The organism is Streptomyces sp. CLCI03 (genome assembly GCF_053615355.1).
Window position 1 is genome coordinate 5,503,324 of the sequence record NZ_CM132132.1, and the last position, 19,509, is coordinate 5,522,832.

22 protein-coding genes are annotated in these 19,509 nt (G+C 72.2%); 9 read left to right on the plus strand and 13 right to left on the minus strand.

Annotated elements, in window-relative coordinates; genetic code table 11:
• Nucleotides 1-61: 61 nt before the first annotated feature.
• Nucleotides 62-484: a MarR family winged helix-turn-helix transcriptional regulator gene (locus ACWG52_RS25365; protein WP_389816734.1), complete on the minus strand. Its 423-nt coding sequence runs from the start codon at nucleotides 482-484 to the stop codon at nucleotides 62-64.
• Between the two features lie 95 nt (nucleotides 485-579).
• On the opposite strand from ACWG52_RS25365, the gene ACWG52_RS25370 reads away from it, so the two are divergent.
• The 3 genes from ACWG52_RS25370 (at nucleotide 580) to ACWG52_RS25380 (ending at nucleotide 2,954) form a co-directional block, all read left to right on the plus strand.
• On the plus strand, nucleotides 580-1,602 hold the full coding sequence (locus tag ACWG52_RS25370) for an NADP-dependent oxidoreductase (RefSeq protein ID WP_389816730.1): 1,023 nt from the start codon (nucleotides 580-582) through the stop codon (nucleotides 1,600-1,602).
• Nucleotides 1,603-1,666: 64 nt separating this feature from the next.
• A complete protein-coding gene (locus tag ACWG52_RS25375) occupies nucleotides 1,667-2,089 on the plus strand; it encodes an organic hydroperoxide resistance protein (RefSeq protein ID WP_030757623.1) in 423 nt (140 codons plus the stop codon).
• A gap of 64 nt (nucleotides 2,090-2,153) precedes the next feature.
• Nucleotides 2,154-2,954: an EI24 domain-containing protein gene (locus ACWG52_RS25380; protein WP_389816725.1), complete on the plus strand. Its 801-nt coding sequence runs from the start codon at nucleotides 2,154-2,156 to the stop codon at nucleotides 2,952-2,954.
• An 18-nt stretch (nucleotides 2,955-2,972) separates the two neighbouring features.
• Here the strand turns inward: ACWG52_RS25380 and ACWG52_RS25385 are convergent, their stop codons facing one another.
• Nucleotides 2,973-3,860 (minus strand): NAD(P)-dependent oxidoreductase, encoded by an 888-nt coding sequence (locus tag ACWG52_RS25385; protein ID WP_389816723.1) that lies wholly within the window; start codon nucleotides 3,858-3,860, stop codon nucleotides 2,973-2,975.
• A 96-nt stretch (nucleotides 3,861-3,956) separates the two neighbouring features.
• Here ACWG52_RS25385 and ACWG52_RS25390 point away from each other — a divergent pair, with 96 nt between their 5' ends.
• Nucleotides 3,957-4,292 (plus strand): winged helix-turn-helix transcriptional regulator, encoded by a 336-nt coding sequence (locus ACWG52_RS25390; RefSeq protein WP_375932877.1) that lies wholly within the window; start codon nucleotides 3,957-3,959, stop codon nucleotides 4,290-4,292.
• Between the two features lie 4 nt (nucleotides 4,293-4,296).
• Here ACWG52_RS25390 and ACWG52_RS25395 read toward each other — a convergent pair whose 3' ends face one another.
• Genes ACWG52_RS25395 through ACWG52_RS25405 form a run of 3 tightly spaced genes read right to left on the minus strand, consistent with a single transcriptional unit; the run spans nucleotide 4,297 to nucleotide 6,656 of the window.
• Complete coding sequence (locus ACWG52_RS25395) at nucleotides 4,297-5,019, minus strand: hypothetical protein (protein ID WP_389816719.1); 723 nt, start codon at nucleotides 5,017-5,019, stop codon at nucleotides 4,297-4,299.
• 13 nt (nucleotides 5,020-5,032) lie between these two features.
• On the minus strand, nucleotides 5,033-5,752 hold the full coding sequence (locus tag ACWG52_RS25400; RefSeq protein ID WP_389816716.1) for a carbon-nitrogen hydrolase family protein: 720 nt from the start codon (nucleotides 5,750-5,752) through the stop codon (nucleotides 5,033-5,035).
• A 4-nt stretch (nucleotides 5,753-5,756) separates the two neighbouring features.
• A complete protein-coding gene (locus ACWG52_RS25405) occupies nucleotides 5,757-6,656 on the minus strand; it encodes a LysR family transcriptional regulator (protein ID WP_390140143.1) in 900 nt (299 codons plus the stop codon).
• 58 nt (nucleotides 6,657-6,714) lie between these two features.
• Here ACWG52_RS25405 and ACWG52_RS25410 point away from each other — a divergent pair, with 58 nt between their 5' ends.
• A complete protein-coding gene (locus ACWG52_RS25410; protein WP_389816711.1) occupies nucleotides 6,715-7,515 on the plus strand; it encodes an NAD(P)-dependent oxidoreductase in 801 nt (266 codons plus the stop codon).
• 55 nt (nucleotides 7,516-7,570) lie between these two features.
• Entirely contained in the window at nucleotides 7,571-7,894 is a 324-nt protein-coding gene (locus ACWG52_RS25415; protein ID WP_033225983.1) for a putative quinol monooxygenase, read from the plus strand.
• A gap of 7 nt (nucleotides 7,895-7,901) precedes the next feature.
• On the opposite strand, the gene ACWG52_RS25420 is transcribed toward ACWG52_RS25415, so the two are convergent.
• On the minus strand, nucleotides 7,902-8,480 hold the full coding sequence (locus tag ACWG52_RS25420) for a TetR/AcrR family transcriptional regulator (protein WP_375932865.1): 579 nt from the start codon (nucleotides 8,478-8,480) through the stop codon (nucleotides 7,902-7,904).
• A gap of 194 nt (nucleotides 8,481-8,674) precedes the next feature.
• On the opposite strand from ACWG52_RS25420, the gene ACWG52_RS25425 reads away from it, so the two are divergent.
• A complete protein-coding gene (locus ACWG52_RS25425; RefSeq protein WP_389816707.1) occupies nucleotides 8,675-11,125 on the plus strand; it encodes a beta-glucosidase in 2,451 nt (816 codons plus the stop codon).
• 88 nt (nucleotides 11,126-11,213) lie between these two features.
• Here the strand turns inward: ACWG52_RS25425 and ACWG52_RS25430 are convergent, their stop codons facing one another.
• On the minus strand, nucleotides 11,214-12,113 hold the full coding sequence (locus ACWG52_RS25430; RefSeq protein WP_389816701.1) for an SGNH/GDSL hydrolase family protein: 900 nt from the start codon (nucleotides 12,111-12,113) through the stop codon (nucleotides 11,214-11,216).
• Between the two features lie 249 nt (nucleotides 12,114-12,362).
• Between ACWG52_RS25430 and ACWG52_RS25435 the strand changes: the two genes are divergently transcribed.
• The gene (locus ACWG52_RS25435) at nucleotides 12,363-12,857 is read left to right on the plus strand and encodes a DUF3145 domain-containing protein (protein WP_389816698.1); all 495 of its coding nucleotides are present in this window, start codon (nucleotides 12,363-12,365) and stop codon (nucleotides 12,855-12,857) included.
• Nucleotides 12,858-12,929: 72 nt separating this feature from the next.
• On the opposite strand, the gene ACWG52_RS25440 is transcribed toward ACWG52_RS25435, so the two are convergent.
• From ACWG52_RS25440 to ACWG52_RS25460, 5 genes are all read right to left on the minus strand, one after another.
• Entirely contained in the window at nucleotides 12,930-14,207 is a 1,278-nt protein-coding gene (locus tag ACWG52_RS25440; protein ID WP_033225978.1) for a beta-ketoacyl-[acyl-carrier-protein] synthase family protein, read from the minus strand.
• 79 nt (nucleotides 14,208-14,286) lie between these two features.
• Nucleotides 14,287-14,535, minus strand: a complete 249-nt coding sequence (locus ACWG52_RS25445; RefSeq protein WP_030009997.1) for an acyl carrier protein — start codon at nucleotides 14,533-14,535, stop codon at nucleotides 14,287-14,289.
• Between the two features lie 57 nt (nucleotides 14,536-14,592).
• Complete coding sequence (locus ACWG52_RS25450; RefSeq protein WP_033225975.1) at nucleotides 14,593-15,597, minus strand: ketoacyl-ACP synthase III; 1,005 nt, start codon at nucleotides 15,595-15,597, stop codon at nucleotides 14,593-14,595.
• A 19-nt stretch (nucleotides 15,598-15,616) separates the two neighbouring features.
• Nucleotides 15,617-16,534: an ACP S-malonyltransferase gene (locus ACWG52_RS25455; protein WP_453126007.1), complete on the minus strand. Its 918-nt coding sequence runs from the start codon at nucleotides 16,532-16,534 to the stop codon at nucleotides 15,617-15,619.
• Nucleotides 16,535-16,623: 89 nt separating this feature from the next.
• Complete coding sequence (locus tag ACWG52_RS25460) at nucleotides 16,624-17,841, minus strand: PucR family transcriptional regulator (protein WP_033225972.1); 1,218 nt, start codon at nucleotides 17,839-17,841, stop codon at nucleotides 16,624-16,626.
• 92 nt (nucleotides 17,842-17,933) lie between these two features.
• On the opposite strand from ACWG52_RS25460, the gene ACWG52_RS25465 reads away from it, so the two are divergent.
• Nucleotides 17,934-18,620, plus strand: a complete 687-nt coding sequence (locus tag ACWG52_RS25465; protein WP_453126009.1) for a pirin family protein — start codon at nucleotides 17,934-17,936, stop codon at nucleotides 18,618-18,620.
• Here ACWG52_RS25465 and ACWG52_RS25470 read toward each other — a convergent pair.
• Nucleotides 18,617-19,435, minus strand: a complete 819-nt coding sequence (locus ACWG52_RS25470) for a serine hydrolase domain-containing protein (RefSeq protein WP_033226016.1) — start codon at nucleotides 19,433-19,435, stop codon at nucleotides 18,617-18,619. The two genes, ACWG52_RS25465 and ACWG52_RS25470, sit on opposite strands and share 4 nt — an antisense overlap.
• Nucleotides 19,436-19,509: the final 74 nt, after the last annotated feature.

Sequence of the window (19,509 nt, forward strand, 5' to 3'; positions counted from 1 at the left end):
TGTACCGCTGCCGCCGCCGGGACCTCGTCGTGTGCGGGGCGATCCGGGCCGGTCGGCGCCGTCAGGCCAGCATGCGTCGCAGGAGGTCCCGAAGGACCGTCCGCTCCTCCGCGGACAGCCCGGCCAGCGGCTCGCGGGCGAAGTCCAGCGACTCCCGCAGGCGCTCCGCCGTCAGCGTGCCCTCCTCGGTGGGGGCGGCCAGCTTCACCCGCCGGTCGGCCGGGTCCGGGCGGCGTTCGACCAGGCCGCGGGTCTCCAGGCGGTCGACGATGCCGGTCACGTTCGAGGGCTCGCACCGCAGCTTCAGCGCGATGCGCCGCATCGGCATCGGCTCCAGCGAGAGCATGTTCAGCACCCTGGCCTGGGCGCCGGTGAGCTGGTGGCTGGCGGCCGCGTGCTCGTACTCCATGTGGTACCTGGCCACGACGTCGCCGATGAGCTCGACGACTTCGATGGTCACTGGGTCTACGCGACGACTGGGCATGGAAGCAGCGTACCCATTTACTTGACAACATGAAATATCTAGGCGCATGGTTGTTTCACCTAGTGAAGCAATTTCGTTCTGACCAGGAGCGCCGCATGTCTCAGATCCCCGCCGTCAGCCGCGAGTGGCACCTCGTCCGTCGCCCGCAGGGCTGGCCCGTCGCCGAGGACTTCGCCCTGCGCGAGGTGCCCGTGTCCGCCGAGCCCGCCGCCGGCCGGATCCTCGTGCGCAACCTGTACATGTCCGTGGACCCCTACATGCGCGGCCGGATGAACGACGCGAAGTCGTACATCCCGCCCTTCCAGCTGGACGAGCCGATGCAGGGCGGCGCGGTCGGCGAGATCGTCGCCTCCTCCGCCGAGGGCTTCGCCGTCGGCGAGCACGTCCTGCACCCCTTCGGCTGGCGCGAGTACGCGGACCTCGACGCCGCGCACGCCGTCAAGGTGGACGCCTCGCTCGCCCCGCTCTCCGCCTACCTCGGTGTCCTCGGCATGCCGGGCCTGACCGCCTACGCCGGACTCTTCGAGGTCGCCTCCTTCAAGGAGGGCGACTCCGTCTTCGTCTCCGGCGCCGCCGGTGCCGTCGGCAGCCTCGTCGGCCAGTTCGCCAAGATCAAGGGTGCCTCCCGGGTGATCGGCTCCGCCGGCTCGGACGAGAAGGTGACGCTGCTCACGGAGAAGTACGGCTTCGACGCCGCCTTCAACTACAAGAACGGCCCCGTCGCCGAGCAGCTGCCGGCCGCCGCCCCCGACGGCATCGACGTCTACTTCGACAACGTCGGCGGTGACCACCTGGAGGCCGCCATCTCCTCGATGAACGTGAACGGCCGGGCCACCCTGTGCGGCGCGATCGCCGGCTACAACGACACCGAGGCCGCGCCCGGTCCGCGCAACCTGATGCAGGTCATCGGCAAGCGCCTGCGCCTGCAGGGCATCCTCGTCAACGACCACAACCACCTGCAGCAGCAGTTCGTCCAGGACGTCGCCGGCTGGCTGCGCTCCGGTGAGCTGCGGTACGACGAGACGGTCGTCGAAGGGGTCGAGAACGCCACCTCCGCCTTCCTCGGCATGCTGCGCGGCGAGAACACCGGAAAGATGATCGTTTCCTTCACCGGTTAGGCTCACTGCACACCGTCGTGATCGTGGGCGCGACTCACGGCGATTACCAGGAGGATTTTCCTTTATGTCCATCCAGCAGTCCGACGTCGCCTACACCGCTGTCGCCACCGCCGAGAACGGCCGTGACGGTCGCGTCGCCACCAACGACGGTCAGCTCGACGTCGTCGTGAACCCGCCGAAGGAGCTCGGTGGCAGCGGCGCCGGTACCAACCCGGAGCAGCTGTTCGCCGCCGGCTACAGCGCCTGCTTCCAGGGCGCCCTGGGCGTCGTCGCGAAGAACGTGAACGCCGACATCTCCGGCTCCACGGTCACCGCCGAGGTCGGCATCGGCAAGAACGACGAGGGCTTCGGCCTGATCGTCAAGATCTCCGCCGTGATCCCGAACGTGGACGCCGCCACCGCCAAGGACCTCATCGAGAAGGCCCACCAGGTCTGCCCGTACTCGAAGGCCACCCGCGGCAACATCACCGTCGAGCTCGCCGTCTGATCCGGCGCTCGCAGCGCGAAGGCCGCACCCCACCGGGGTGCGGCCTTCGCCGTAAACTGGCCCCATGCGTGATCTTGCGGGGGGCTTCCGGTATCTGCTGGCCGGACAGCGGTGGGTGTTCGGCCACGGCCGGTGGCTGGGCTTCGGGCTGCTGCCCGGGCTCGTGGCGTTCGTCCTCTACGTCGGGGCCCTGATCGGGCTCGGCTACGGAGCCGACGACCTGACGGCCTGGGCCACCCCCTTCGCCGCCGACTGGTCCTCGCCCTGGCTCTCGCTCTTCCGCGGCTTCCTGACCGCCCTGCTCTTCGGCCTGGGCCTCTTCGTCGCGGTGATCACCTTCACCGCCGTGACCCTGTTGATCGGCCAGCCCTTCTACGAGTCCCTCTCGGAGCAGGTCGATCGCAGCGAGGGCGGCGAGGTGCCGCAGTCGGGGCTCCCGCTCTGGCTGGAGCTGTGGATCTCGGCCCGGGACAGCGTGAAGGTGCTCCTGCGGGTGCTGCTGTACGGGATCGTGCTCTTCGTCCTCGGCTTCGTCCCGGTGATCGGCCAGACCGTGATCCCGGTGCTCGGCTTCTGCGTCTCCGGGTACTTCCTGACCCAGGAGCTCACCGCCGTCGCCCTGCAGCGGCGCAAGGTGGAGCTGCCCGACCGGCTGGAGCTGATGCGCTCGCGGCGGCTGCTCGTGCTGGGCTTCGGGGTCCCGCTGGTGCTGGCGTTCCTGGTGCCGCTGGTCGCGGTGTTCCTGATGCCGGGCGCGGTGGCCGGGGCCACCCTCATGGCCCGGGACCTCGTGCGGACCGACGAGACTCCGGCCGCCGAGACCACCCCCGCGGGTTTCGGACCGCCGCCGCCCGCGTACTCGTAGCACCCCGGCCCGGGCCGGCTACCGCTTCAGCAGCAGGATGGCCCCCGTGGTGTCCTCCCCGCCGTGCGCGGCCGGGTCCGCGGCCAGTCGGCGGCGCAGCAGGTCCACGTACGGGAGGACCAGCTCGGAGCTGACCCCCTGCTCCTCGGCGGTGCGGAGCATCGTGTCGGTGCCCGTGACCTGCATGGCAAGGTTGGAGACCACCCCCGAGGTGAAGTCCCGCGAGGTCAGCCGCTCGGCGGCGTTCCCGACGAAGAAGCCCATCGCGCCGAGCCACTCGGACAGCAGCGGAGCCAGGTCCTTCGGGGCGATGTCCTCGCCCTCCGTCAGGGCGTAGGCGTGCGAGATGCCGGCGAACATCCCCCACATCGCGCTGAGCAGCGCCACGTCGTGCAGGGCCGCGTGCCCCGGGTCCTCACCGACGAAGCGGGAGCCGGCCGGGACCTCCAGCACCGCCCGGTGGGTCTCGAAGAGCGCGCGCGAGCCGCTGTGGAAGACGTATCCGCCCGCCTCGGGGACGCCGATCATCGTCGGTGTGGCCATGATCCCGCCGTCCAGGTACCGGGCGCCGCGTGCCTCGGCCCAGGCGGCGCGGGCGCGCGCCTCGCCCGGGGTGCCGGTGGTGAGGTTGACGAGGTCCTTGCCGGTCAGGTCGATCCCCTCCAGGGCGGACCCGACGCTCTCGTCGTCCAGCAGACAGACCACGACCAGGGTGTTCGCGGCGACCGCGGCGGCCGGGCTCGCGGCGACGGAGGCTCCTTCGGCGGCCAGGGCCTCGGCCTTGGCGGCGGTGCGGTTCCAGACGGTCAGGGGGTGCCCGGCGGCGAGCCAGGTGCGGGCCATGGCGGTGCCCATGTCGCCGAGGCCGATGAGGGTGAGGGAAAAGTGAGCTGTGGTGTCGGTCATGACGTCTAGCCTGGTCGCAGGCGGCAGAGCGCTCAAGTACGCACTTCGGAGTGGGTGGTTACCCCGAGGTGAGCGAGCAGGTGGGGAGGGTGTGCGATGGCGGTGGCACGAAGGCCTGGTGCGGATCAATGCGGGATCGCCGCGGCGATGTCCGTGATCGACGGGAAGTGGAAGGTGTCGCTCCTGTGGGTGCTGGATCAGCGGCCCCACCGGTTCGGGGAACTGCGCAGGCTCCTCCCCGGCATCTCGGAGAAGGTGCTCGCCGCCCAGCTGCGCGAGCTGGAGACCGACGGCATCGTGCACCGCGAGGTGTACGAGGAGGTCCCACCGCGCGTCGAGTACTCCCTGACCCCCCTGGGCCAGGACCTGAACGCGGCCCTGGAACCCCTGGGGGCGTGGGGCGGCAAGCACCTGCTGGCCGAGACCGCGTGAGCGCTCAGGCGCGCGGCTGCACCCACAGCGCCTCGGCGACGGCGCACAGCTCGCCGTCGGCCGTGGCCAGGGCCGTGCCCACGGTGTACTTGCGGCCCGCCGACGACAGCATCCAGGCATAGGAGACGAGCCCTTCGCCCACCGGCACCGGCCGCAGCAGCCGCGCGCCGAGCGCGGCGGTGACCGCCCCGGCCCGGCGGCCGTCCAGCAGGCGCCCGGCCGCGTTCCCCGGGCAGTCCAGCGCGCCCCACACCAGCTCGGGCGGCAGCAGTCCGTCCGGGCCGCCCAGTTCGGGCGCGGGCGTCCACGCGGCGGCGACCAGCTCGCGGCCCGGCACCGTACCGCAGTGCAGGCGCAGCCCGGTGGCGGGCGTCCGCTCCAGGCCGCAGCCGAAGCAGTCGGCCTGCCCGTCCGGCGGGTCCGACCGGAAGGCCTCCGCGGCCGCCACCGCCCGGTCCCAGGACGGGGCTTCGGGACACGGGGTGGCGGGAGCCTCGACGGGGGTGGCGGCGGCCAGCAGCAGTTCGCCGTCCGTCAGCTCGCAGCCGCCGTCCGCGGTCGCGGCGAGCCGTACCGGTGCCCCGGTCGGCACGGGCCGCCGGAAGTCCACCCGTACGTCCTTCGCGGCGGCGCGGGCGGCCAGTACGCCCGCCACGTAGCCGCCGAAGGCCACCCCCGGATATCCGTGGAGGCGTTCCGGAACCGTGATCGTCTCGAAGTCGCTCATGGCGCCCACCTCATCACACCGAGGCCGTCGCGACGGAGGCCGTCACCACCGAGGGCGTACGGTCGTCCGCCTCGGCCAGCAGGGCGCCGCCGGGGGCCCACAGGGCCGAGCGGCCACAGCCGGTCCACCGGCCGGCCGGGCCGACGTGGTTGGCGAGGACCACGTACAGGCCGTGCTCCCGCGCGATCCCCGGGTACACGGTGGCACGCTCGTGGATCCCGTCGCCCGTCCCGTAGAGGGAGCTCGCCAGGTGCACCCGGCAGCCGTCGGCGGCGCCCCGGCCGGGCAGCTCGGGGAAGTGGTTGTCGAAGCAGACGCCCAGGGAGAAGCGGATCCCGCCGAGTTCGAAGCGCCCGTCGCACTCGCCGCGCTCGAAGACCTCCTGCTCGTGCTCGTACAGGTGCTGCTTCGCGTACGTGGTGACGTGCGCGCCGTCCGCGTCGTGGACCAGCGTCGCGAGGGCGGGGCGCGGGCCTTCGGTGGGCAGGGCGACGTTCACCGCCGTGGCGATTCCGGCGGAGCGCAGCGGATCCAGCCGCGGGTCGTCGGCGGCCGTCCACAGGCCGGGGTCGGCGGCCAGCGCGTCGAGTTCGTAGCCGGTGAGCGCGAGCTCGGGGAACACCACCAGTTCGGCGCCCTGTGCGCGGGCCCGGGCGGCGAGGTCCGCGGCCTGCGCGACATTGGCCCGGACATCGGCGGGGGTGCAGGTCAGCTGTGCTGCGGCGATCTTCACCGGGTCAGGATGTCAGCCCGGCGGCGACCTCCACGAGCAGGGCCAGGAAGGCGAGGGCGGCGGGGGAGGGGACGACCCCGTGCGGGGTGGCGGCGTAGACCCGGCGGCGCGGGGTGTCGTCCGGGTGCAGGGGGACGAGCGCGAGGTCGGCCCGCGCCGAGGAGGCGGCGAGCGCCGGGATCAGGGTGACGCCGAGGCCGGCGGCGACGAAGCCCTGCTTGGCGATCCAGTCGGCGGCGACGAAACCGGTGCGCGGGCGGAAGCCACCGGCCAGCGCGGAGTGCATCAGGGTCTCCTCGGGCCGGGTGTCGGCCGCGATCCACTCCTCGTCGGCCAGATCGGCCAGCCGTACGTCGGACTGCCCGGCGAGCCGGTGGCCGCTCGGCAGGGCCACGTACATCCGCTCGTCCAGCAGGTGGTGCGGGGTGCAGCCGGAGGGTGGCCGCGCGGAGGTGTCGGCGACGACGGCGAGGTCGAGGTCACCGGTGGCGAGCAGGGCCAGGTGCTTGGCGGAGGGACCTTCGGTGCGGGTGACGCTCACTTCGGGGTGGCGGGCCCGGAAGGCGGCCAGTGCCCGGGGCAGCAGGGCGGCGTCGGCCGTGGAGAAGGCGCCGATCCGCAGCCGCCCGGCGTCGAGGGCGCGCAGCGCGTCGAGTTCGGCGCGGGCGGTGCGCAGCCGCTCGCCGACGGCCTCGGCATGCGGGAGCAGGACCCGGCCGGCCTCGGTCAGGCGGACCCCTCGGGGGAGGCGGTCGAAGAGCGGGGTGCCCCACTCGTTCTCCAGGGTCTGGATCTGCCGGGAGACCGCGGACTGGGTGTAGCCCAGGGACCGGGCGGCGGCGGTGAAGGAGGCCAGGTGGGCCACGCGCAGGAAGACCTCGTACAAGCTGTGCGAAGTGGGCATGGTGACCATGCTAGACATTCGCTTGTCGCATGGATGGGCCCGGCCTAGCGTCGTGGGCATGGACACCGCACAGAAGATCGCGTTCCTCGGCCTCGGCCGCATGGGCGCCCCGATGGCCCGTCACCTGCTGTCCCGTGGACACGAACTGACGGTGTGGAACCGCACGCCGGGCAAGGCGGGACCACTGGTGGAAGCCGGTGCCGTGCTCGCGACCTCGCCCGCCGAGGCGGTGCGCGACGCCGACCTGGTCGTCACGATGCTGGCCGACCCGCAGGCGCTGCGGGCCGTCGCCGAGAGCGTCCTGCCCGCGCTGCGTCCGGGCACGCACTGGATCGACACCTCGACGGTGGGCCCGAACCCGGTGCGGGAGCTGGCGGGGCGACTGCCGGCGGGGGTGACGCTGACCGACGCGCCGGTGATGGGGAGCGTCGACCGCGCGGGTGCGGGGGAGTTGTGGGTGCTGGCGGGCGGTGGCCCGCCGCCCGGCCCGGTCCGGGCCGTCCTCGACGCGCTCGGCGAGGTCACCGAGTGCGGGCCGCTCGGCTCCGGGGCCGCCCTGAAGCTGGTCCTGATCAACGCGGCGGTCGGCGGGGTGGCCCTGGTGACCGAGGCGCTGAGGTTGGGAGGCGCCCTGGGCCTGCCGGAGGAGCTGGTCCGCGGACAGCTGGCCCGCGGGCCGCTGGCGGGCGCGGTGGCCCGTGCGTACGCCGACGCCTCGCACTTCCCGGTCTCCCTGGCCGCGAAGGACGTGGCCCTGGCCACCGCCCACGCGGCGCTGCCGGTCCTGGCGTCGGTGCACACGGTGCTGACGTCCCGTCCGGACCTGGCCGACCGGGACCTCTCCGCCCTTCGTGCCTGACCCGCCCGAGCGGGACTTCGCCCACGGCCCGGATCAACCCGCATAAACTGCCTGTGTGATCTTCATTGTGGTGAAATTCCCCGTCAAGCCCGAACACGTCGACGCGTGGCCCGACAAGGTCGCGCCCTTCACCCGGGCCACCCGTGCCGAGCCCGGCAACCTCTGGTTCGAGTGGTCGCGCAGCCTGGAGGAGCCGGATACCTACGTCCTGGTCGAGGCCTTCCAGGACGATGCCGCCGAGGCGCACGTCACCTCGGAGCACTTCCGTGCCGCGCTGGAGACGATGCGGCCGCTGGTGACCCGTACGCCCGAGATCGTCAGCACCACCATCGAGGGTGCGAACGGCTGGAGCCGGATGGGCGAGCTCCAGATCGACTAGACAGCCGTCAGGCCTGGTCAGGCCCCCGTAGCAGGGTCAGGAAGGCCCGGAAGGCGGCGGGCATGTCCACGGACTCGGGGGCGAGCAGCCACTGGTACTGGAGTCCGTCCATGACCGCCGTCAGCAGCGGGGCCGCCTGCTCCGGGGTGAGCCCCGAGGGCAGGCGGTCGCCGAACTCGGCGCGCAGCACCGCCGCCATCTCCCCGCGGACCTGCGCGTAGCGCTCGGTGAAGAACTCCCGGGCCGGGTGCCCGTCGGTGACGCTCTCGCCCAGCAGCGCCGAGAAGGTCTGCACGATGCCCGGGCGCATGGCGTTGTACTCGACCAGCGAGGCCAGCAGGTCCAGGCGCCAGGTGTCGGCCGCGGCGCGCGAGCCGCCGCCCGTGTCCCACCGGTCGCGCTCCTCCAGCACCGCGACCAGCAGGGCCTCCTTCGTCGGGAAGTAGTGCAGCAGCCCCTGCTGGGTCAGGCCCACGCGTTCGGCGACGGTGGCCAAGGACGCGCCTCGGTAGCCGCGCTCGGCGATGACCTCGACGGCCGCGCGGACGATCTCCCCGCGGCGCTCCTCGCTCCTCGCCCTGACCATCGACCGGCTCCCCTTCCCGTTCCCGTGCTGTGCCCTGCTCACAGGACCGTACGGCATCCAAATATCACGAACAGGTGACGAACCCTACCGTTCAACAGGCAACAGGTTCACGATGGGGGCACCGCACCGCGCCGTACTACGCCGCACCGCGCCGTACCGCGCCACCGCACCGCTCTCAACGAGGAGGCTCGGCCGTGACCGACGCCGATCAGGTCCGCGATCAGATACGCAACGACGCCGTCGAGGCGGCACTGGGCAAGCTGGACCTCGACACCAAGACCCGGCTCCTGGCCGGCCAGGACATGTGGGCCCTGCCCGCCGTCCCCGCGATCGGGCTGGAGTCCCTGGTGTTCTCCGACGGCCCCATCGGGGTCCGCGGCGTCCGCTGGACCGCCGACGACCCGTCCGTGGCCCTGCCGTCCCCGACCGCGCTCGCCGCAGCCTGGGACCCGGAGCTCGCCCGCCGCGCCGGACGGCTCCTCGCCCAGGAGGCCCGCCGCAAGGGCGTGCACGTCCTCCTCGCGCCCACCGTCAACCTGCACCGCTCCCCGCTCGGCGGCCGGCACTTCGAGTGCTACTCCGAGGACCCGTACCTCACCGGCGTCGTCGGCGCGGGCTATGTGAACGGCGTCCAGGACGGCGGGGTCGGCACCACCGTCAAGCACTTCGTCGGCAACGACGCCGAGACCGACCGGTTCACCGTCGACAGCGTCATCGCCCCGCGGCCGCTGCGCGAGCTGTACCTGGCGCCGTTCGAGGCCATCGTCGCCAACGCCCACCCCTGGGGCATCATGACCGCGTACAACCAGGTCAACGGCACCACCATGACCGAGCACCAGTACCTGGTGAACGAGGTGCTGCGCGCCGAATGGGGCTTCGACGGCTGCAACGTCTCCGACTGGATGGCCGCCCGGTCCACCACCGGCGACATCCTCGGAGGCATGGACGTGGCCATGCCCGGCCCCACCACCGTCTACGGTCCCGCCCTCGCCGAGGCCGTCCGGGGCGGCGAGGTCCCCGAGTCCGCCGTCGACGAGGCCGTGCGCAACGTCCTGCGCCTCGCCGCCCGCGTCGGCGTCCTGGAGGGTGCCCCCGCCGTCGTGGCGGACCCCCCGGCCCCGATCGACGGCCAGGCGCTGGCCCGCGAGCTCGCCGCCCGCGGCTTCGTCCTGGTCCGCAACGAGGGGGCGCTGCCGCTCGACGCGGCCGCCGGCGGCACGGTCGCGCTGTCGGGCGCGGCGGCCCGCGACGCCCGCATCCTCGGCGGCGGCAGCGCCACCGTCTTCCCCGAACGGCTGATCGCCCCGCTGGACGGCCTCACCGCCGCCCTCCCCGAGGGCGCCCTCACCTACAGCGTCGGCGCCGACCCCTCCGACGAGCTCACCGCCGCCGGCCAGGGCTTCGAGCTCCACGCCGTCTGCCGCGACGCCTCCGGGGCCGTCCTCGGCGAGGGCGGCCTGCCCTCCGGCCAGGTCCAGTGGATCGGCGACGACCTGCCCGCCGGGGTCACGTACGAGACCATGGCGAGCATCGAGGTGCGCGGTACGTTCGTGCCGCGCGAGAGCGGCGAGCACGCCTTCGGCACCCGCGGACTCGGCGCCTTCGCCCTGGCCGTCGGCGGCGAGACCCTGTGGAGCGGCGTCCAGGAGATGGGCGACGAGGCCGACCCCTTCGAGGCCTTCTTCGGCGCCCCCAGCGAGCGGGCCCGCCTCACCCTCACCGAGGGCGAGCCCGTCGAGGTGTCCCTGACCTTCCAGGTTCCCGACATGTCCGCGCTGCCGCTCAGGGCGATCATGTTCTCGCTGCTCCACCTCGGCCCGCGGCGCGACGCCGACGAACTGATCGCCGAGGCCGTGGCCGCCGCGCGCGAGGCCGACACCGCCGTCGTGGTCGTCGCCACCACCGAGCGCGTGGAGTCCGAGGGCTTCGACCGCCAGGACCTCACCCTCCCGGGCCGCCAGGACGACCTGGTGCGCGCCGTCGCCGCCGCCAACCCGAACACCGTGGTCGTCGTGAACGCGGGCTCCCCGGTGGAACTCCCGTGGCGGGACGACGTCGCCGCCGTCCTGCTGGCCTGGTTCCCCGGGCAGGAGGGCGGGGCCGCGCTGGCCGACGTACTCCTCGGCGACGCGGAGCCGGGCGGGCGGCTGCCCACCACCTGGCCCGCACGGTTCGCGGACGCGCCCGTCACCGAGGTCGTCCCCACCGACGGGCGACTGGAGTACCGCGAGGGCCTCTTCATCGGCTACCGGGCGTACGAGAAGCACGGCGTGACCCCCGGCTACCCCTTCGGGCACGGACTCGGCTACACCGACTGGACGTACGACTCCCTGGAGGTCACCGCCGACACGGTGCGGGTCCGCCTCACCAACACCGGCGCGCGCCCCGGCCGCGAGGTCGTGCAGGTCTACCTGGCCCCCGAACGGGACGGCGTGGAGCGTCCGGCGAGCTGGCTGGCCGCCTTCGGGAGCGTCGTGGCGGGCCCCGGGGAGAGCGTCGAGACCGAGATCGCCCTGCCCGCCCGGGCCTTCGAGATCTGGGACGAGGAGGCCCGTGGCTGGCGGCGGATCGGCGGCACCTACGAGGTCCGCGCGAGCCACTCGCACGGTGACACCCGGCTGACCGCGACGCTCGACCTCGCGTGACACGCCGTATGGCCGGAAAACACCCCTGAGAACCGGTCCGGGGGCGGGCCCTGACTCCCGCCCCCGGACCCTGCGCGCGCCCCGGGCGTCAACGCGGCGGTTCGGCCGCCGTCACCTGACGGTGCGCCAGTTCCGCGAGCCGCGCCTGGCCGTCCTTGCCCGGATGGAACCAGTCCCAGCGGCTCAACTGATCCGCCGCGAAGGGGTACTGGAACACCGCGCCGCCGTCGTAGCGGCACAGAGGATCCTTTCCGCAGACCTCGCGCAGCACCTCGTTGTACTCCACCACCCGCGCCCGCACCTGCTCGCGCCGGGCCGTCGCCCCCGAGGCCGCCGACAGCGGGTCGGCGAGCATGGACTGACAGATGCCCAGCTTCCAGATCTGCCGCACCATCGGCAGGTCCTTGCCCTGCTCCCACAGCCGTTGCAGATCCGGCACGCTGGAGACGTACACCTGGGAGGCGGGGGAGGCGGCTCGCAGGTCCGCGATCGCCTTCTCGAACCCGGACCGGAACTCCGCCACCGGGGTCATCGACGAAGCCGTGGGCCGGCAGGCGTCGTTCGAGCCCACCATGACCGTGACCAGGTCGGGCTTGTGCGCGGCCGCCCCGGCCAGCTGGGCCGGCAGGTCCGCCATGCGCGAGCCGGTGACCGCGTAGTTCCAGCTCCGGGCGGGCACCTCGGCGTCCCCGAGCAGCCGGGCCGCCAGGGAGCGGACCGCCGGGTCGTTCCCGGTGGCCCAGGAGACCTCCGGACAGTCGGCCAGCACCGAACAGGCGTCGAACCCGCGCGTGATGGAGTCGCCGACGGCGGCGATCGAGGTGGGCTTCGTGTTCCACCGCGGTGCGCTCTGCGCCCCGCGCTCGCCGCCCTGCTCGCCCGACCCGCCCGAGCTGCACCCGGTGGCCGCCCCGGCCAGCAGGACGACCGCCGCGCCCGCGCCCGCGAACGTCCGGCGCGCGCGGCGGCGCGGAACGGTGGTGCGCATGGGAAGGGCCCCTCTTTGTCGTCCCCTCATCGTTCGGGGGGTCCTGCTGAGTGAAAGCTCTGCGTTTACGGGTCTTGGAGCGACCGTACGTCACATCATGACCCCTGGCGCACGGTAGCTTTTTCCCGTGGCGTTTCGGCCGCAGGTCCCGTAGCGCAATGTCAAATAATTTCCGTTACATTACATCACGTCACATACTGTCCGTTTTCTGGAGTTTATTCCCGACCTCGTCCCACACTGGAGGTCCCGGTGACGACACGTGGAGTTCTGTACGTGCATTCCGCACCGCGCGCGCTCTGCCCGCACGTGGAATGGGCTGTTGCGGGCGTGCTCGGGGTGCGGGTGAACCTCGACTGGATCAGACAGCCCGCCTCCCCCGGCACCTGGAGAGCCGAGTTCTCCTGGCAGGCCGAAGCGGGCACCGCCTCGAAACTCGCCTCCGCGCTGCGCGGCTGGCACCTGCTGCGCTTCGAGGTGACCGCGGAACCCTGCCCGACCGCCGAGGGCGAGCGCTACAGCTCCACCCCGGAGCTCGGCATCTTCCACGCCGTCACCGGCATGCACGGCGACATCCTGATCCCGGAGGACCGGCTGCGCGCCGCCCTCGCCCGGTCCGCGCACGGCGAGACCGACCTGGAGGCGGAGATCGCCAAGCTGCTCGGCAAGCCGTGGGACGACGAACTGGAGCCCTTCCGCCACGCGGGCGAGGGCGCCCCGGTCCGCTGGCTCCACCAGGTGGTCTGACCACCGGTCAACCGGTCACGCGAAAGGCCCACCCGGATCCACCGGGTGGGCCTTTCGCGTAGCTCGGACGTACTAGACCGTGCGGAATGCCAGGGTCACGTTGTGGCCGCCGAAGCCGAAAGAGTTGTTGATCGCGGAGATCGGGCCGTCGGCCGGCAGCTTGCGCGGCTCACCGACGACGATGTCCGCGTCGATGTCCTCGTCCAGCTCGTCGACGTTGATCGTCGGCGGGGCCAGCCGGTTGTACAGCGCCAGCACGGTCGCGACGGTCTCGATACCGCCCGCGCCACCGAGCAGGTGACCCGTCATCGACTTGGTCGCGGAGATCGCGATGTGGTCGAGGTCGTCGCCCAGCACCTTGCGCAGGGCCTTCAGCTCGGCCGTGTCACCCTGCGGGGTGGACGTGGCGTGCGCGTTCAGGTGGACCAGCTCGGCCGGGTCGAGACCCGTGTTGTCGAGCAGGTTCTGCACGGCGGCCGCGACACCGCGGCCGGTCGGCTCCGGCTGCGCGATGTGGTGGCTGTCCGCGGACAGGCCCTGGCCCAGCACCTCGCAGTAGACCCGGGCACCGCGCGCGGCGGCGTGCTCGGCGGACTCCAGGACGACGACGCCCGCGCCCTCGCCCAGTACGAAGCCGTCACGGGCCTTGTCGTACGGACGGGAGGCCTGCTCGGGGTTCTCGTTGTTCTTGGACATCGCCATCATGTTGGCGAACGCGGCGATCGGCAGGGGGTGGATCGCCGCTTCGGTGCCGCCCGCGACGACCACGTCGGCGCGGCCGGAACGGATCATCTCGACGGCGTAGCCGATGGCCTCGGCGCCGGACGCGCAGGCGCTGACCGGAGTGTGCACGCCCGCCTGGGCGTTGACCTCCAGGCCGACGTTGGCCGACGGGCCGTTCGGCATGAGCATGGGGACGGTGTGCGGGGAGACCCGGCGCACACCCTTGTCCTTCAGGACGTCGTACTGGTCGAGCAGGGTGGTGACACCGCCGATGCCGGAGGCGATCACGGTGCCCAGACGCTCGGGCGCGATGAAGGCGCCCTCTTCCGTCTCCTCGCCGGCCGGGGTGGTGTAACCGGCGTCGGCCCATGCCTCGCGGGCCGCGATGACGGCGAACTGCGCCGAGCGGTCCAGCTTGCGGGCCAGCGGCCGGGGCAGGACTTCACTCGGGTCGACGGCGGCCCGAGCGGCGATGCGTACCGGGAGTTCGGCGAAGCGCTCGCCCTCCAGGGGCTTGACGCCGGAACGGCCGGCAAGCAGACCTTCCCAGGTCGAAGCGCTGTCGCCACCCAGCGGAGTGGTTGCGCCGATACCGGTGACGACCACGGTGCGATTGGTCGGGCTCACAGGAATTCTTTCTCCACGTCTCAGGGGGTGCTGAATTGTCACGGCGCCACCGCCAGGTGGCGACAAACGCTCGTCAGGCTCAGGCCTGGTGCTTCAGGATGTAGTCAGCGGCGTCGCCGACCGTCTTGAGGTTCTTGACGTCCTCGTCCGGGATCTTGACGTCGAAGCGCTCTTCGGCGGCGACGACGACCTCGACCATGGAGAGCGAGTCGACGTCCAGGTCGTCGGTGAAGGACTTCTCGATCGCGACGTCCTCGGTGGGGATACCGGCGATCTCGTTGACGATCTCCGCGAGACCCTCGACGATCTCTTCCTGCGTGGCGGCCATGTGGCGCTCCTTCTCTAGCTGACTGATGTGGAACAGGGTGGGATGTGGATCCCGGCCCTAGGGGAGGGTAACGACCGTCGCGGCGTAGACGAGTCCCGCCCCGAAGCCGATGACGAGCGCGGTGTCGCCGCTCTTCGCCGCTCCGGTCGCCAGGAGCCGCTCCATGGCGAGCGGGATCGAGGCGGCCGAGGTGTTGCCGGTGGTCTCCACGTCACGGGCGACCGTGACGTGCTCCGGCAGCTTCAGAGTCTTCACCATCGAGTCGATGATCCGCATGTTCGCCTGGTGCGGAATGAAGACGTCCAGGTCGTCCGCGGTGATCCCGGCGGCGTCGAGCGCCTGCTGGGCCACCTTGGCCATCTCGAAGACGGCCCAGCGGAAGACCGCCTGACCCTCCTGGGTGATGGCCGGAAACTTCTCGCCGCCGTCCTTGCCGAGGTACTCGTCCCACGGCACGGTCTGCTTGATCGTCTCGGACTTGTCGCCCTCCGAACCCCACACCGTGGGGCCGATGGCCGGCTCGTCCGAGGGGCCGACGATCACGGCGCCGGCGCCGTCACCGAACAGGAAGGCCGTCGCGCGGTCCTCCAGGTCGGTCAGGTCCGAGAGCCGCTCCACGCCGATGACGAGGACGTACTCCGCGGAGCCTTCCACCACCAGCCCCTTGGCCAGGGTCAGGCCGTAGCCGAAACCGGCACAGCCCGCGGAGATGTCGAAGGCCGCGGGCTTGCCCGCGCCGATCCGGTGCGCGATCTCGGTCGCGACGGCCGGGGTCTGCTTGAAGTGCGAGACCGTCGAGACGATCACGGCACCGATCTGCTCCGGGGCCACGCCGGCGTCGGCCAGCGCCTTCCCCGAGGCCTCCACCGACATCGCGGCGACGGTCTCCTGCGGCGAGGCCCAGTGCCGGGTCGCGATGCCGGAGCGGGAACGGATCCACTCGTCGGAGGAGTCGATGGTCTCGAGGATGACCTCGTTGGGCACCACACGGGTCGGGCGGTAGCCGCCGACACCGAGGATGCGGGCGTAAGGGGAGCCCTTGGCCGGCTTGATCTTGGACATGCTGTGTGGGCTCCTTCTCTCAGGCCGTCAGTTCGGCGATGAGCGCCGCGGCCTTGTCGAGATCGTCCGGGGTCTTCAGACCCACGCTCGGTACGCCCTTCAGCGCGCGCTTGGCCAGACCCGTCAGGGTGCCACCGGGGCAGAGCTCGATGATTCCCGTGACGCCCAGCTCGGCGAACGTCTCCATGCACAGGTCCCAGCGGACCGGGTTGGCGACCTGACCGACCAGGCGGGCGACGACGTCGGCGCCCGTGGTGACGACGAGGCCGTCCTTGTTCGAGACGTACCTCAGCGCCGGGTCCGCCGGGGTGAGGGCCTCGGCGGCCTTCTCCAGCGTGGCGACCGCGGGGGCCATGTGGTGCGTGTGGAAGGCGCCCGCGACCTTGAGGGCGACGACCTTCATGGAGCCTTCGGGCTTGTCGGCCTCCAGAGCCGCGATCTGCTCCATCGTGCCGGCGGCCACGATCTGGCCCGCGCCGTTGATGTTGGCGGGCGTCAGACCCAGCTTCTCCAGGTGCGCGACGACCACGTCACGGTCGCCGCCGAGGACCGCGGCCATGCCGGTCTCGGTGACGGCGGCGGCCTCGGCCATGCCCAGACCGCGCGTCCGGACGAACGACAGCGCGTCCTTCTCGGACAGCACGTCGGCGACGGCCGCGGCGGTGATCTCACCGACGCTGTGGCCCGCGACGGCACCGAAGACCGAGGCGGAACCCAGCGCGGACGCGGACAGCAGGCCCGCGGCGACCAGCAGGGGCTGGGCCACCGCCGTGTCGCGGATCGCGTCGGCGTCCGCGGTCGTGCCGTAGTGGGCAAGGTCCAGCCCGATGGCGTCCGACCACGCGGCGACGCGGTCAGCGGCACCGGGAAGTTCGAGCCAGGGAGTCAAGAAGCCGGGCGTCTGAGCGCCTTGGCCGGGAGCGACGAGTACGAGCACCCTCACACTCTCTCTTGTGGATGGTCCCTGCCGCCCGTGGGGACAGGGACCAAGAACCGTCGGGGTAATTGTTGATGTCCGACAAAAGTCTAGGACTGGGGGTCACCGTCGGCCAGACGCCCCAGAATCAGGGCGATCCGCAACGTGAACGCCGATCGGACATCGGACGGCGACCATCCGGTGACGTCGGTCACACGTCGCAGCCGGTAGCGCACCGTATTGGGGTGCACGAACAGCATGCGCGCCGCCCCTTCCAGGCTGCTCGCCTGTTCCAGGTAGACGCTCAAGGTCTCCAGCAGTGCCGATCCCGCCTCCTCAAGCGGTCTGTAGATCTCCTCCACCAGTTGTTCCCTGGCAGCCGGATCGGAGGCGATCGCGCGTTCCGGCAGGAGATCATCCGCCAGGACCGGCCGCGGCGCGTCCTGCCACGCCGTACAGGCCTTCAGTCCGGCCGCCGCGGCCTGCGCCGACTTCGTCGCGTTCAGCAGGTCGGCCACCACCGGACCGGCCACCACCGGACCCGCCGCGAACGGTCCGATCAGCGACTTCGCCACCTGGATCGGGTTGTCGCTGCCGCCCGCGATGACGACCAGCCGGTCCCCGAGCACACCCGTGAGGACCTGGAGCTTGTGGTGACGGGCCGCCCGCCGGATCGCCTCGACCGTCAGCTCGCTGTCGCCCTCCGGCGCGGTACCGAGCACCACGCACACGTGCTCGGGGGAGTTCCAACCCAGCGCCGCCGCCCGGGACAGCGCGCCCTCGTCCGCCTCGCCGGACAGCACCGCGTTGACGACCAAGGACTCCAGCCGGGCGTCCCACGCCCCGCGCGCCTCCGCGGCCTGCGCGTACACCTGGGCGGTCGCGAAGGCGATCTCCCGGGCGTACACCAGCAGCGCCTCGCGCAGGATCGACTCGTCGCCCGGGGCCGCCACCTCCTCGATCGCGGCCTCCATGACCTCGATCGTGGTGCGGACCATCTCGACGGTCTGGCGCAGGGTGATCGCCCGGGTCAGCTCGCGCGGAGCCGTGCCGAAGACATCGGTGGAGATGGCCTGCGGGGTCTCCGGGTGCCTGAACCACTCCGTGAACGCGGCGATACCGGCCTGGGCGACCAGGCCGATCCAGGACCGGTTCTCGGGCGGCATGGCCCGGTACCACGGCAGGGTCTCGTCCATGCGCGCGATCGCGTTGGCGGCCAGCCGGCCCGCGGACTTCTCCAGTCGGCGGAGCGTCGCGGTGTGCGGATGGGCGGGAGCGGAATGCGCGGCATGTGGGGCGGGCGAATGCTCACGTTCGGGTTGGGACACGTGACAAGACTGCCTTATCGGGACGGGTACGCGGAGTCCGGTCCCGCCCGTGGCCCGCGCCCCGGCCTCCGACGGGGTCTACCGTGGCGTCCATGATTGATGTTCGCCCCGGCGCCGACCGGTACGAGGGCGGGGACCCGGCCTCCGGGATCACCACCCGGCACGCCTTCTCCTTCGGCTCCTTCTACGACCCGGACAACCTGCGGTTCGGCCCGGTCCTCGCCTGCAACGAGGAGACCCTCGCGCCGGGCGCCGGCTTCGACGAGCACCCGCACAGCCACACCGAGATCGTCACCTGGGTGATCGAGGGCGAACTCACCCACCACGACAGCACCGGCGAGAAGAGCGTGGTGCGGCCCGGGGACGTGCAACGGCTGAGCGCCGGATCCGGGGCCCGGCACGTGGAACGCAACGACGGCCCCGGGCGGCTGCGCGTCGTGCAGATGTGGCTCGCGCCCCTCACCGCGGGCGGCGAGCCCTCGTACGGGGTCGTCCGGGAGATCGCCGACGCCGCACCCTACGAGGTCCCCGCGGCCGGCGCCGTCCTGCACGTCCGGCGGCCCGGCGCGGGCGAGCGGGTCGCCGTACCCGCGGCGGACCGGGTGTACCTGCACGTGGTGCGGGGGGACCTGCGCCTGGACGGGGCCGAGCTGGGCCCCGGGGACTCGGTACGCATCACCGCCGAACGGGACCTGGAGGTCGTCGCGGGTTCCCCGGGGGAGCTGCTGATCTGGGAGTTCCCCGACCCTCCGGCCGCGCAGGTCCCGCAGGCTCCTTAGCGGGAGCGGAGCTCGGCCAGTACCGCGTCGGTGAACGGGGTCCACGCCTCGGCCGCCCACGGGCCGAAGGCGCGGTCGGTCAGCGCCACGCACGCGGCGCGCGCGTCCGGGTCCACCCACAGGAAGGTGCCGGCCTGGCCGAAGTGGCCGAAGGTGCGCGGCGAGGAGGAAACGCCCGTCCAGTGCGGGGACTTGTGGTCGCGGATCTCCAGGCCGAGCCCCCAGTCGTTGGGGGACTGGTGTCCGTAGCCCGGCAGGACGCCCTTGAGCCCGGGGTGGACGACGGAGGTGGCCTCGGCGACCGTACGGACGTCCAGCAGCCGCGGCGCCTGCAGCTCGGCGGCGAACCGCAGCAGGTCGGAGACGGTGGAGACGCCGTCCTTGGCGGGCGAGCCCTCCAGGGTGGTCCGCGTCATGCCCAGCGGCTCGAAGACCGCCTGGTGCAGGTACTCCGCGAAGGGGATGCCGGTGGCCTTGGAGATGTGGTCGCCGAGCTCCTCGAAACCGGCGTTCGAGTACAGCCGGCGCTGCCCGGCCGGAGCCGACACCCGGTGCTCGTCGAAGGCCAGGCCGCTGGTGTGCGCGAGCAGGTGACGGACCGTCGACCCCTCGGGTCCGGCCGGCTCGTCCAGCTCGATCGCCCCCTCCTCGTACGCGACGAGGGCGGCGTACGCGGCGAGCGGCTTGGTGACCGAGGCCAGGGCGAACCGGTGGTCGACGGGCCCGTGGGAGCCCGCCAGGCTCCCGTCGGCCCGTACGACGGCCGCCGCGGCGGTCGGCACCGGCCAGGTCTCGATGATCCGCAGGCTTTCCATGCCGTTCCCGTCCTCCACGCTGTCCATGCCGCCGAGCCTACTTGCTTGGAGTGCACTCAAGGGTTTTAGCGTGG